The following is a 13,059-nucleotide window of genomic DNA, read 5'->3' on the forward strand; positions in this document are numbered from 1 at the left end:
AATTAATAAACAAAACCAAGCCTAATAAAGGTACGGTGTACCTTTTATAGGCTATTTGAGATGGGTGAGGGGTTTATTAAGGCTAAGTAAGCTCAGCCTTAATAGCGTGTATTTACAATTGGTTTTTATAAACAACACCTGCTTTCATTACGAAGGATACTGACTCTAAGGTTTTAATGTTTTTAAGAGGGTTTGCTTTTACAGCAATTATATCAGCTGCAAATCCGGTTTTAATTTGTCCTAACTGAGTATCCATTTTTAATAACTTAGCGCTATTAATAGTTGATGCTTGAATGGCTTGTAGCTCTGTCATGCCAAATTTAACCATTCGGCTAAACTGTTTTGCATTATTTCCGTGCGGGTAAATTGCTGCATCCGTTCCAAAGACCATTTTCACACCCGCTTTTACAGCACGGCTAAAGCTATCACGTTGCCTTTTTGATACTTGGCGTTCTTTATTTAGATTTTCTTCGTCAACACCATTTTGCTCGCCATAAGTTAGCGTGTATTCGGTGTTATAAATATCCATAGAAAGCCAAGTTCCATGCTCTTTGGCAAGGGCTATGGCCTCGTCATCTAAAAAGCTGGCGTGCTCTACGCTATCAACACCTGCTTTAATGGCTGTTTTAATCCCGCTTGTACCGTGTGCATGAGCTGCAACAGGTAAATCTCGCATATGGGCTTCATCAACGATGGCTTTCATTTCTTCAAAAGAATACTGCTGTGCACCTACTTTAGTCCCTTTTGAAAATACTCCACCTGTGGCGCAAAACTTAATAGCGTTTGCCCCGTATTTAATGTTTTCGCGTACTTTTATACGCGCAGCCCATGGACCGTCTGCAACGCCACTTGAAGTATATTTAAGCTCAGGAGGTAATCGGTTGTTATCACAGTGCCCGCCGGTAATTCCGAGTGATGGCCCCGCAGCCCAAATACGAGGGCCAACTATGTCACCCGCATTTATGCCGTCACGCACTGCTATAACGCTGTAACCTTCAGCGCCAACATTACGAACTGTTGTAAATCCGGCTTCTAAGGTTCTTTTAGCAAAATGAGCCGCTTTAATTGCCATTCTAGGAACTGACTGGCCTAAACGTTCACTGCGTGGAACCGTAGGGTCGCTTGTTAAATGCACATGCATATCCATTAAACCTGGCATAAGGGTTAAATCAAGTAGTTGAATATGTTTATCATCTTTAGTCAGCGTTGGTTTTTTATTTTGTTCAATGTTTGTAATTACGCCATCATCAATAGTAATCAAGGGCAATTTAATGAGCGTGCCATCTTCCACATTAACCATGGCGTTAGCCGATAGGTATGTAACGGCATGGGCATTAAAAGTAGTTAAACACAGTAAGGCTATAGAGGTGCTGAGTAGTTGTTTTTTCATTTTATTTTTCTTTTAAATCATATTTGAATTAATAGAAATGTAACAAGCTCAGATAAAAGTGCAAATTTAATACGATGAACGCAATCTATCGTAATTACTTTATTAAGTAAGGCTTAATGCGCATAATTAAAAAACGATATTAAAAAGGATTATCATGAAATCAATTAAATTAGCATTAGTTGCCAGTGGCGTTATGTTTGCTTTAAGTGGCTGTATGAATACTGAGCTTAGTACACACACTAATACCAGTGCGCAGTTAAACACCGTTAACGCATCGGCAGGTATTGTTTCAGAGCTTTCGGCAGAGCAACAGCTCGATGTACTTGTCGCGCAGTATTACGATGAATCGCTTACATATAGCCCCATCAGCGCAACGTATAATGGTCGTAACGAGCTTAACGATCAATTTACGCCTGTGATTTCAAAAGAAAATAGAGCTAAAAAAGCGGCTTTTTATAAAAAATATCAACAGCGTTTAAACTTTATAGATAAAGCACAGTTAACAGGGCAGTCGCTTTTAAGTTTTGAAATATTAGAGCGCGACCTTGCACTTAAATTAGAAGGCATGCAGTTTCCTGATTATTTACTACCAATTAACCAAATGGCGGGTGCGCATAACACCTTTGCAGGTTTTGGTTCAGGTCAAAGTGCTCAGCCGTTTAATAGCGTTGAAGATTACACGGCTTTTATCACGCGCAGCGAAGGTTTTGTAAAGTGGCTAGCTAGTGTAGAGCGCTCAATGGCACAAGGCATTAAACTAGGTATTACGTTACCAAAACCACTTGCTGAAAAACTGCAGCCACAATTTGCAGCTCATGTAGTTAAAAATGCCGAAGATTCACTGTTTTGGGGACCAATTAAAAAATTACCAGAATCGTTTAGCGCACAGCAAAAGCAAAAAGTTACAGCACAGTATCGTCAATTGATTATGCAGCACTTAGTACCGGCTTATAAAAGCATGAGTGACTTTCTAGCTAATCAGTATATTGCAAATAGCCGAGAAAGCGTTGGTTATAGTGACTTACCAAACGGTAAAGCATGGTACGAATACCAAATTAAGAAAAACACGACGCTTAGCTTATCTGCAGATGAAATTCATGACATTGGTTTAAGTGAAGTGTCGCGTATTTTAAGCGAAATGAAAAAAGTAAAAGAAACCGTGGGCTTTAAAGGTGAGTTATCAGAATTTTTTGACCATTTACGCGATTCAGATGAATTTTACTACGACACGCCCGAGGAGTTAATTGCGGCATATGAAAACGTTAAGAAAAAAATAGACGCACGTTTGCCTCTGCTTTTTAACATCGCACCCAAAGCACCTTACGTTGTAAAAGCTGTTGAAGCATACAGAGCGCAGTCTGCAGCTGGTGCATCATACGCATCTCCGGCGCCTGATGGCTCTCGCCCTGGTATTTTTTATATCAATGCTTATAACTTGAAAGCGCAGCCTAAATTTTTACTCGAAACTTTATCGATTCACGAAGCAGCCCCGGGCCATCACTTTCAAATAGCACTTCAGCAAGAAATAGAGGGCTTACCTGATTTTCGCAAATTTGGTGGTTACACTGTGTTTGCAGAAGGTTGGGCGCTTTATGCAGAAAGCTTAGGCAAAGAGCTAGGTTTATTTACCGACCCTTATATGTGGTACGGACGTTTATCGGATGAGCAATTACGCGCTATGCGTTTAGTGCTTGATACTGGTTTTCATGCAAAAGGGTGGACGCGTCAACAAGGTATAGACTACATGCTTGCAAATTCGTCTATGGCTAAAAGTGATGTAATTGCTGAAGTAGAGCGCTATATAGCATGGCCAGGCCAAGCGCTTTCTTACAAGTTAGGGCAATTTAAAATTCAAGAATTACGTGATTTTTCTAAAAAAGAACTCGGCAATAAATTTGATATTAAAGCGTTCCACACGCAAATATTAATTGATGGCGCATTGCCAATGCCAATCCTTGAGGAAAAAATTAAGCGTTGGGTTAAATCTCAAAGCTAATTTGTAGCGCAAAGCCTGTACTTTGAAAGGGTATTGGCTTTGCGCCATTTACAGCAATACGGTAGAATGCGCGCTCTTTAGGGGGCACGAGTAAACTATGTTTGATCAACAATTAGCAAATACACAATTTTGGCTTAAAAAAAGCTTAAGCGACATGAGTCAAAACGAATGGGAAGCCATTTGTGATGGATGCGGAAAATGTTGTTTAAATACGTTTATTGATAGCGAAGATGAAGACGAATTTACCGCCACCGATCAGTTACGCGAAGGTGAGCAATTAATATTTACTAATATTGTATGTCAGTATCTTGATAACAAAACCTGTGGTTGTAGCGAGTACGAAAACCGCCAAACGCTTGTTCCTTCTTGTGTAAAACTCACAAAAGAAAACCTTAAAGACATCTTTTTTATGCCACAAAGCTGCAGCTACCGTCGTTTACATGAAGGTCGTGGTTTGGCTTCTTGGCACCCATTATTAAACAGTGGCGATAAAACAAAGATGCATGAGCTAGGTATTTCTGTAAAAGACAAAACAGTAAAAGATTGCGATGTAAAGCTAGACGACTTTGATTTGTACATTGCAGAGTGGCCAACAAAGGACGCTGAGTAATGAGCAAACAACAAGCGGTAATTGGTTTAATCAATCCTAAAAGCCCGACTAATGTTGGCGGTGTATTGCGTGCAGCAGGTTGTTACGATGCGAAACAAGTGTTTTTTACAGGTAATCGTTACTTAAACGCTAAAAAGTTTCATACCGATACTAAGAACGCACTTGAGCGTATCCCTTTAACTGAAACTAATAGTTTAGAAGCGGTAAAACCAGAGGGCGCAACCGTTGTTGTTATTGAGCTTATTGAAGGTGCAACACCTTTACCTGAGTTTAAGCATCCTGAAAATGCGTTCTATGTTTTTGGCCCTGAAGATGGCTCTGTGCCAAAAGACGTTTTAAAGTGGTGTGATGAAGTGGTATATATTCCAACTATTGGCTGCATGAACTTAGCGGCTACCTGTAATGTTGTTTTGTATGATCGCTTAGCTAAATTAGGCGGCGTTGAGAGTAGTGACGATACTATTATTAGCTCACGTGATACAAACAATAAAATGAGGTGGCAAAAAAGCTGATTAGTTAAGGTTTATTTGTGCAAAAATGTTAGTTTTGGCTAAACTTAAAAACATTATAAATCATAAATAGATACTAAAATGCGCTGGTTTTATTTTATATTATTACTGACAAGTAGTAATTGTTTTGCTGAAACATCAGTTGAGTATTATAAAAATGGTACTCAACATGTTTTAACTGGACATTACCACAAATCAGGAGTGCTCTATGAAGCGAAAAACCCCAAACAAACACTCCATTTAGCCACACTCGATTGGCCTCCTTATATTGGTAATAATTTATGTAATAAAGGCTGGGTTTATCAATTTTCAATTGCTCTATTAAATAGTAAGGGCTACAGCGTATATATTGAATTTTTGCCTTGGGCAAGAGCTGTACGAAATGTAGAACTAGGCAAAGCTGATATATTAATGCCTGAATACTTTATAGAAGATACAGCCCCCTCCGATTATGTTAATGGTAAAACACGTCGAGAATTACTCGGTTTATCTAATTCGTTTAAAGGTGGCGAAATTGCATTTTTAAAAAGGAAAGGCGATATAGACCGTTTCACTGGAAACTTAAAATCGCTTAAAGGGCAAAAGATTGGTGTTGTTCGTGGGTATCAAAATACGCCTGAGTTTGATGCCATGATGGACAATGCTGAGTTTGAAGTTATTACCTCTGTTGATGATTTACAGCTTGTTCAGCTTCTGGTTGCTAAACGTGTTGATTTGATTATAGGCGACCCTCAAGTTCTTAAATTCTCTGTAACTTATTCTTCTTTAACTAAACCTGAAAAACAATCTTTGCTTTCTTCCATTGAACAAGAAAGCATTCCTCTGCAATACAACCCTTTATATTTTGCTATTAGTAAGCTTACACCTAAATGGCTTTTAGTCTTAGAGGACATAAATGAAGGGCTTTATCAGTTTCATAATAGTGGCGAGATAGACCGTATTATCAATACGACAAATACTCAATGTAAGCCATAAAATTGGAACGTTCCTTTGTTGCACTGACTAATTTATATATAAACATGTAAAATCGTTTTCAACTTGTTAATGGAGTGAAAACAACGTGAGTGAAATAAATACAAATCAATCATTCGCGGTCAACGAACAGCCAAATAAAAATTATCTGTTTCCACTGACTGCAATGACGACCCTATTTTTTTTATGGGGTTTTATTACTGTTTTAAACGATGTACTAATACCACGATTAAAAGGCGTATTTGATTTAAGCTTTTTTGAAGCGATGCTAGTACAGTTTTGCTTTTTTGGTGCTTATTTTATTGTTTCTATCCCTGCGGGGATTTTAGTTAAGCAGTTTGGTTACAAAAAAGGGATTTTAACTGGTTTAATTGTGGCTTCAATTGGCTGTATGTTGTTTTATCCTGCTGTTGTAGTACATGAATATTGGCTATTTTTGAGCGCTTTATTTGTACTTGCCGCTGGTGTAACGGTGCTTCAGGTTTCTGCCAATCCTTATGTTGCAGCTCTTGGGAGCGAAAAAACAGCTTCTTCTCGTTTAAATTTGGCACAAGCACTTAATGCGCTTGGTACTACCGTTGGGCCTTATGTAGGTGGTTTATTATTTTTTGGTACAGCAGGTAGTCTAGCTGCTTCTGCAGCAACTGCTGAATCTGTAAAAGTGCCTTATTTAATGCTTGCTGGTGCCTTATTACTTATCGCTATTATATTTGCCTTTATAAAGCTTCCAGAAATTGAAGCCCATAAAGAGAAAAGTAATACTGCAGTAGAATCTCGTTCATTAACTCAAGCACCGCACTTAACTATGGGTGTACTTGCTATATTTTGTTATGTAGGCGGGGAGGTTGCCATTGGCAGCTTTTTAGTTAATTACTTTGGTGAGGCGCACATAGCAGGACTTGAAGAGCATACTGCGGCTGCACTTATTAGTTATTACTGGGGCGGGGCAATGGTAGGGCGTTTTATTGGCTCTGTATTATTACAAAAAATAGCGCCTTCTAAGGCGATCGCATTTAATGCATTTAGTATTATTGCGCTATTGCTGATCACCATTTTTACTCAAGGTGACGTCGCTTTATATTCAGTATTGGCAATTGGTTTATTTAACTCAATTATGTTCCCGACTATATTTTCAGTTGCAATCGAGCGACTAGGATCATTGACCAGTAAGGGTTCTGGTTGGTTGTGCTTAGCTATTGTAGGTGGTGCACTTGTACCATTACTGCAAGGGTTTATAGCTGACACAGTAAATATACAGCAAAGCTTTTTTGTTCCAATGCTATGTTATGTATTTATTGCATGGTACGGATTAAATGTTGTTCGCTTAGCAAATAAGTGGAAATAACAGACTATACAAGAGTGACTGAATACGTATTCAGTCACTTATAAAGCTACATTTAATAGGAACGTTCCATAAGTAATTAATACGAGTCACAATTTATTTCAATATTAGTCAGTTACCCCCTACAGCCATTTGTTTTTTAATCCTTTATCCTTATTTTTATCTAATAACCTAGTCACAAGCCTTATTTATTAGGACATTTAGCTAAATTTTTGCTAAAACTGTATGGATAATAAAGATAAATAATAAAAAGGATGTATATGCTTAACTCGTTAAAATTCACTTCCAAAGTGACTATTGCAGCCTCTTTAATTTTGGTTTTGGTGCTAGGGTTATTTACTTTTAATAACTACATTGCGATGCGCAAGCAAACCGAGCAGCAGTTAAGCCTAGTATTACAACAAAATTCCGAATCTGTTTCACAAAATATAGCGAGTTGGTTAAATGCAAAGTTGGCGATTGTTATATCAATTGCTAAAACCCATAAAGCTAATGATTCTAAAGCACTCACCCTTTCACAATTAAATACTGCAGAGCTTGCCGGAAGCTTTAAAAATACGTATATAGGTAAATCCAGCGGCACGTTTATATTAAACGATCAATCAGTTGTTTTACCTGCTGATTTTGATGCGACCTCTCGCCCTTGGTATAAATTAGTCGAAAACAAATCAAATACCGCATTTACAACTCCCTATATTGATGTGACAACTAACGAGCTTACAATTTCAGCGGTAGTACCCATGCTACAAAATGGCCAGTTTAGCGGCGTTGCAGGTGCCGATATTGATATGCAAACCGTGACTAAAATTATTAACGATATTGATTTTTTAGGTCTTGGTTATGGTTTTTTACTCGATAACAAAGGTCAAGTGTTAAGCCATCCTAATGCTAAGTTAAACTTAAAAAATACATCAGACATTTTTGGTACTAATACGCCCTTGCAAAGTGAGTTTACCCAATACGAGATCAACGGAGAGTCTAAGCTTATCTCGTTTACAAAAATTAGTGGTATTGAAAACGTAGATTGGTACCTAGGTGTTGTCATAGATAAAGATAAAGCGTATGTCAGCGTTTCTAACTTTGGCCAAACTGCGGCTGTATTTATGGTGATAGGGATTATTACTATCATTATTATGATGCAGCTTTTATTACGCTATTTAATGCAGCCTATGAACCGTTTAAACGATGCCATTAAAGATATAGCACAAGGCGAAGGCGATTTAACAAGGCGCTTAACCGTTGAAAATGATGATGAGTTTGGCGACTTAAGCCATTCATTTAATATTTTTATCGAAAAAATTCAGCATTCAATAGAGCAAGTAAAAGAGTCCACAGAGCAATTAGATACAGCAATTGAGAGCTTGGTATCACAAACACATTCATCGCTGTCTATGTATGATGATCAAAGTAAACGAACCGATAGTGTTGCAGCGGCTATTAACCAGTTTTCAGCTACATCAATGGATATTTCAAATAATGCAGAGAGTGCATCGCAGCTTGCTAAAAATGCAGATGAGCACTCAACACAAAACCAAGAAGCATTAAGTCACAGTGTTACAACCATCCACCAGCTTTCAGCTAATATGGAGAAAGCTCAGCAAACTATAAACAGTTTAAATACGCACACAGCCAGTATTGGGCAAGTGCTTGAAGTTATTAAAGGTGTAAGCGAGCAAACTAATCTATTGGCACTAAATGCAGCAATAGAAGCCGCTAGAGCAGGAGAGGCAGGACGCGGTTTTGCCGTTGTAGCAGATGAAGTACGCCAATTAGCACACCGCACTCAACAATCAACGCAAGAAATTGAAGACACGGTGAGCCAGTTACAAAAAGGCTCAAACCTTGCTGTAGAGCTTATGAAAACAAGCCTTCAAGACAGTGACAAAAGCGTACAACAAGCAGATGCCGTCGGCAATTTAATGAGTCATGTTATACAAGCTATTAAGCAAATTAACGATGCAAATCATTCTGTGGCCAGTGCAACAGATGAGCAAAACCAAGTCGTTAAGTTATTAGATACTGATATTCAAACAATTAGTGCGCTTTCTATACAAGGCAAGGCTAACTTAAATGACACACTTAACGAATGTACCAAACTAAAACAGCAGTTTAGTGCCTTAGAAAATATGGTTCAAAAGTTTAAAGTATAAAATTAATGACTAAAAAAAATGTGAATAAACCAAATTGGCTCAGTCTAATAAATATCGACAGTGTTTATAGCTCAGACATGCAACGCAAAGCGTTTTCTTTATTTACCATGATTGGGATATCAATTGTGGTGATTGCTGTATTAGTGTTTTTGAATTATAAGGTTTACTCACCGATACTCACTGCTTCATTAATTATCGTTAACATTACAAATATAAGCTGTTCTATCTATTTTATAAAAACGGGTAATCTGCAAGTAGTGGCATTAATAAGTATGAGCATTGTGTGCATGATGTTTGTTGCACTTGTTTATACCGGTGGTAAAGACAACACCGCGCTATATTGGCTAATGTTTTATCCTGTAGTGACGTTTGCATCTTTAGGGGTCAGATTAGGTGCTTGGTTAGGTTTTACTTTACTGTTTTCTTGTATTGTTATTTTATACGGCCCTGATTTTGGTCAAGTTAGCTATGGCGACGTAGAAAAAACACGATTTATAGCGTCCTTTTCTATGGTGTTTTTATTCTCATTTATTGGTGAGTATTTTAGGCATAAAAGCCACATGGCTATTGCCGATATTACGCTAGAGCAAAAACAAGATGCTCATACCGACCCCCTTACTGGTATAGCAAACAGACGTTTCATTACCTCTCATTTTTTAAAGCTTGCCCAAACACGCCCAGAGCAGTACTTACCTTTTTCAATTTTGTTAATTGATTTAGATAACTTCAAATCTTTAAACGATACGCATGGTCACGATTTTGGTGATACGGTATTGATTGAATTTACCAAGCTCCTTGAATCTCAGTTTTTGGCAACTGCGTTAAAGGCCCGTTATGGCGGTGAGGAGTTTGTTGTTATTTTACCGCAGGTTACTGTTGCTACAGCCACTGTAATAGCAAACAAATTTCGAGAGGCTGTTGCAGGGCACGTTATATTTACTGATGACAAGCAGCGTATTTCAATCACCTGTAGTATTGGTATTTCCCAAGTAAATAAAGTAACTGATTATGATGATTCGTTAAAACAAGCTGATGAAGCTCTTTATAGTGCAAAGGCTGCTGGTCGTAATAGTGTCGTCTCGAACTAGTTGAAGGATTAATATGTCTCAAAGTAAATTAATATATATTCATGACCCAATGTGTAGCTGGTGTTGGGGTTACTCACCAACCTGGCTTAAGCTAAAATCAGAGCTTGCTGGTAAAGTAGCAATTGAATATAAAGTAGGTGGATTAGCACCTGATAGCCAAGACCCAATGCCGCAAAATATGAAAGAGATGCTTGAGGGTACTTGGCATAAAATTTCAGCGCAGTTAGGTACGCAATTTAATTATAACTTTTGGCGCGATTGCCAGCCAAGGCGTTCAACGTATCCCGCATGTAGAGCCGCACTTATAGCGCGTAAAGCGGATAAAGAAGCTCAAATGGTGGCTGCAATTCAAAATGCTTATTACCTAAATGCGCAAAACCCGTCAGATGAAAGTACATTAATTAGTTTGGCTGAAAAAATTGGCTTAGATAAAAATGAGTTTACCGCGCAGCTAACGTCAAGCGAGCTTAATGATGAATTTAAAGCTGAGTTATCCTTTGTTCGTACACTACCAATCCAAGGTTTTCCCTCACTAGTGCTTATTAAAGGTAATAAAGCATACCCAATTGAAATAAATTACACCGATTGGCATTATTCCCTTAATCAAATTAATTCAATTTTAAAATAATCCAGCCTGTTTATAGGGCATTTGGCTAACAAATGCTCTTATCATCTTAAAAACCCCCTCGTAAGTCTTAATTATTACCACTGTCATAAAAGCGACTTTTTTGCGCAACATCCTTGTCATGTTTCATCTATAAACTCCTGCTCATTGAAATTATTAAGTCATAAATTATTTATATAACAAAGTTTATGACCTAAAAAAACAAACTAGCAAATCCGCTAACTAACGAGTAAAGGTGTATGCGATGAAAGGCGTTAAACCATTAATCTTAGCTGGTATTGTGGCCGCAAGTGCAGCAGTACACGCAAACGATTTAGATAAGGTTATTGATAAAAGCAGTGAAATTAATAAATCAGCTGCGCAATCACAAACAAAAATAGACAAGATTGCAGATTCAATGCAAGGACGTTTACAGCAATTTAAAACCCTCAATAAAGAAATTGATGGTTTAGCTGTTTACAACGCTCAGCTAACTAAACAGTTAAATAATCAAGTAGAAGAGATGGAATCTTTAAACCTGTCTATGGATCAGGTTTCTATTATTGAACGTCAAATTACGCCGCTAATGCTTAGAATGATTGAAGGCCTTGAGCAGTTTGTATCTTTAGATATTCCATTTTTAGCTGATGAGCGCACTAAGCGTGTTACATCTTTAAATGAAATGATGAATCGTGCAGATATCAATTCAAGTGAAAAATTTCGCCGTGTACTTGAAGCCTATCAAGTAGAAGTAGACTACGGGCGCACTATTGAAGCCTATACCGCACTTTTAAACGTGGATGACAAAGAGCGTGAAGTCGATTTTTTACGCATTGGCCGTTTAGAGCTTATTTACTTAACACGCGATGGTAAAAAAGCAGGTAGTTGGAATGCAGATACAAAATCATTTGAAGCATTACCAGACTCTACAATAAGCCAAATTAATAAAGGCTTACGTATTGCGCGTAAGCAACTTGCCCCAGATATGTTAACTCTGCCAGTACATGCAGCAGAATAAGAGGTTAAAAATGAAATTGTTTACTCAAATGACAAAAATAGCTCTTTTTGCTGCAAGCCTAAGCATTACTGGTGCAAGTATAGCGGCAGAGCCTATGAATCTAGATTCATTACTTAAAACGCTCGAAAATGGCCAATCAGCTCAAAGCGAGCAAAATAAGCAGCGCGAACAAGAGTTTACTGCTCGTCAAAACGAGCAAGTACAAACGCTTAAAAATACCCAAGCAAAGCGTAATCAAATGCTGGTGGAATCTGAGCGCTTAGAAACGCAGTTTGAAGAAAATGAAGTAAAACTTGCTAACTTAACAGACACGCTTTCTAAACGAATGGGTTCCCTTAAAGAATTGTTTGGCGTGTTACAGCAAGTAGCAGGTGATTCTAGTAATAAGTTTGCGACATCAATTATATCTTCCCAGATTGCTGGGCGTAGTACGTTTATGGATGACCTTGCTCAAAAAATGGGTTCAACTTCAAAACTTGCTTCAATAGAAGATATTGAGAAAGTATGGTTTGAACTACAGCGCGAAATGACCGAGCAAGGCAAAGTAAGTCGTTTTAACGCAAGTGTCATTGTTGAAGGCGGTACTAAAGCACAGCAAGAAGTTGTGCGAGTGGGCGCATTTAACCTTATATCAAACGGTAAATATTTAGAGTTTAATTCCTCGACTAATTCTTTGAGTGAATTAACACGCCAACCTGTATCGCGCTTTACTGCAACAGCAGAAGAGCTACAAAGCACTAAAAGTGGTGTAGTGCAATTTGCACTTGACCCAACAGGTGGATCTATTCTTGGTTTATTAGTACAAGCACCTGATACACAAGAACGTGTTCATCAAGGTGGCACAGTGGGTTATGTGATTTTAGGCGTGGGTGTTATTGCACTCCTTATATCACTAGAGCGTTTTTTCTCATTATTGATTATGGGCGGTAAAATTCGTCGTCAACTTAAAGATTCAGTTGCACGTGATGACAATCCGCTTGGACGCGTAATGAAAGTAAAAGATCAATTTCCAAGTGTTTCACACGACACACTTGAGCTTAAATTAAGTGAAGCTATTTTACGTGAAATGCCAAAAGTGACGCGTAATTTAACACTTATTAAAATCATCTCTGTTGTTGCACCGCTGTTAGGTTTATTAGGTACGGTAACAGGCATGATCAATACATTCCAAGCAATCACCTTATTTGGTACCGGCGACCCTAAATTAATGGCGGGTGGTATTTCTCAAGCACTAGTAACAACGGTACTAGGCTTAGTGGTAGCAATACCAACGGTATTTTTATACACCTTACTTAATACGCGCGCTAAAAATATTTTGTTAACTATTCAAGAGCAGAGCGCCGGTATTATTGCAGAGCGAAGCGAGAAGGGAGCATAAAC

At 38.1% G+C, this 13,059-nt stretch carries 11 protein-coding genes; 10 read left to right on the forward strand and 1 reads right to left on the reverse strand.

The genetic code is table 11. The annotated features are described in order from the left end of the window. Positions 1-112: 112 nt before the first annotated feature. The gene (locus tag PARC_RS20770) at positions 113-1,390 is read right to left on the reverse strand and encodes a Xaa-Pro dipeptidase (RefSeq protein ID WP_010552938.1); all 1,278 of its coding nucleotides are present in this window, start codon (positions 1,388-1,390) and stop codon (positions 113-115) included. A gap of 154 nt (positions 1,391-1,544) precedes the next feature. On the opposite strand from PARC_RS20770, the gene PARC_RS20775 reads away from it, so the two are divergent. The 10 genes from PARC_RS20775 to PARC_RS20820 all read left to right on the forward strand — a co-directional run bounded on the left by PARC_RS20775 (position 1,545) and on the right by PARC_RS20820 (position 13,057). Then, positions 1,545-3,386 (forward strand): DUF885 domain-containing protein, encoded by a 1,842-nt coding sequence (locus tag PARC_RS20775; RefSeq protein ID WP_010552937.1) that lies wholly within the window; start codon positions 1,545-1,547, stop codon positions 3,384-3,386. A gap of 97 nt (positions 3,387-3,483) precedes the next feature. Next, entirely contained in the window at positions 3,484-3,996 is a 513-nt protein-coding gene (locus PARC_RS20780) for a YcgN family cysteine cluster protein (RefSeq protein WP_010552936.1), read from the forward strand. After that, the gene (locus PARC_RS20785) at positions 3,996-4,508 is read left to right on the forward strand and encodes an RNA methyltransferase (protein WP_007583259.1); all 513 of its coding nucleotides are present in this window, start codon (positions 3,996-3,998) and stop codon (positions 4,506-4,508) included. The genes PARC_RS20780 and PARC_RS20785 overlap by 1 nt, the downstream gene beginning before the upstream one ends. Positions 4,509-4,586: 78 nt before the next feature. Beyond that, positions 4,587-5,480 (forward strand): substrate-binding periplasmic protein, encoded by an 894-nt coding sequence (locus tag PARC_RS20790; RefSeq protein WP_010552935.1) that lies wholly within the window; start codon positions 4,587-4,589, stop codon positions 5,478-5,480. Between the two features lie 85 nt (positions 5,481-5,565). Further along, a complete protein-coding gene (locus PARC_RS20795) occupies positions 5,566-6,822 on the forward strand; it encodes a sugar MFS transporter (protein ID WP_010552934.1) in 1,257 nt (418 codons plus the stop codon). 257 nt (positions 6,823-7,079) lie between these two features. Beyond that, complete coding sequence (locus PARC_RS20800; RefSeq protein WP_010552933.1) at positions 7,080-8,969, forward strand: methyl-accepting chemotaxis protein; 1,890 nt, start codon at positions 7,080-7,082, stop codon at positions 8,967-8,969. Between the two features lie 5 nt (positions 8,970-8,974). After that, positions 8,975-10,057, forward strand: a complete 1,083-nt coding sequence (locus tag PARC_RS20805; protein WP_010552932.1) for a GGDEF domain-containing protein — start codon at positions 8,975-8,977, stop codon at positions 10,055-10,057. A 13-nt stretch (positions 10,058-10,070) separates the two neighbouring features. After that, positions 10,071-10,685 (forward strand): DsbA family protein, encoded by a 615-nt coding sequence (locus tag PARC_RS20810; RefSeq protein ID WP_010552931.1) that lies wholly within the window; start codon positions 10,071-10,073, stop codon positions 10,683-10,685. A 241-nt stretch (positions 10,686-10,926) separates the two neighbouring features. Further along, positions 10,927-11,679, forward strand: coding sequence for a DUF3450 domain-containing protein (locus PARC_RS20815; protein WP_008169959.1), 753 nt, complete (start codon positions 10,927-10,929; stop codon positions 11,677-11,679). Between the two features lie 10 nt (positions 11,680-11,689). Then, a complete protein-coding gene (locus PARC_RS20820; RefSeq protein ID WP_010552930.1) occupies positions 11,690-13,057 on the forward strand; it encodes a MotA/TolQ/ExbB proton channel family protein in 1,368 nt (455 codons plus the stop codon). Positions 13,058-13,059 lie beyond the last annotated feature (2 nt).

This window comes from Pseudoalteromonas arctica A 37-1-2 (assembly GCF_000238395.3).
GTDB lineage: Bacteria > Pseudomonadota > Gammaproteobacteria > Enterobacterales > Alteromonadaceae > Pseudoalteromonas > Pseudoalteromonas arctica.

Bases quoted from the DNA above. Each gene is read 5' to 3' on its own strand.
- PARC_RS20770 (WP_010552938.1), bottom strand. From the start codon at position 1,390: ATGAAAAAACAACTACTCAGCACCTCTATAGCCTTACTGTGTTTAACT.
- PARC_RS20775 (WP_010552937.1), top strand. From the start codon at position 1,545: ATGAAATCAATTAAATTAGCATTAGTTGCCAGTGGCGTTATGTTTGCT.
- PARC_RS20780 (WP_010552936.1), top strand. From the start codon at position 3,484: ATGTTTGATCAACAATTAGCAAATACACAATTTTGGCTTAAAAAAAGC.
- PARC_RS20785 (WP_007583259.1), top strand. From the start codon at position 3,996: ATGAGCAAACAACAAGCGGTAATTGGTTTAATCAATCCTAAAAGCCCG.
- PARC_RS20790 (WP_010552935.1), top strand. From the start codon at position 4,587: ATGCGCTGGTTTTATTTTATATTATTACTGACAAGTAGTAATTGTTTT.
- PARC_RS20800 (WP_010552933.1), top strand. From the start codon at position 7,080: ATGCTTAACTCGTTAAAATTCACTTCCAAAGTGACTATTGCAGCCTCT.
- PARC_RS20805 (WP_010552932.1), top strand. From the start codon at position 8,975: ATGACTAAAAAAAATGTGAATAAACCAAATTGGCTCAGTCTAATAAAT.
- PARC_RS20810 (WP_010552931.1), top strand. From the start codon at position 10,071: ATGTCTCAAAGTAAATTAATATATATTCATGACCCAATGTGTAGCTGG.
- PARC_RS20815 (WP_008169959.1), top strand. From the start codon at position 10,927: ATGAAAGGCGTTAAACCATTAATCTTAGCTGGTATTGTGGCCGCAAGT.
- PARC_RS20820 (WP_010552930.1), top strand. From the start codon at position 11,690: ATGAAATTGTTTACTCAAATGACAAAAATAGCTCTTTTTGCTGCAAGC.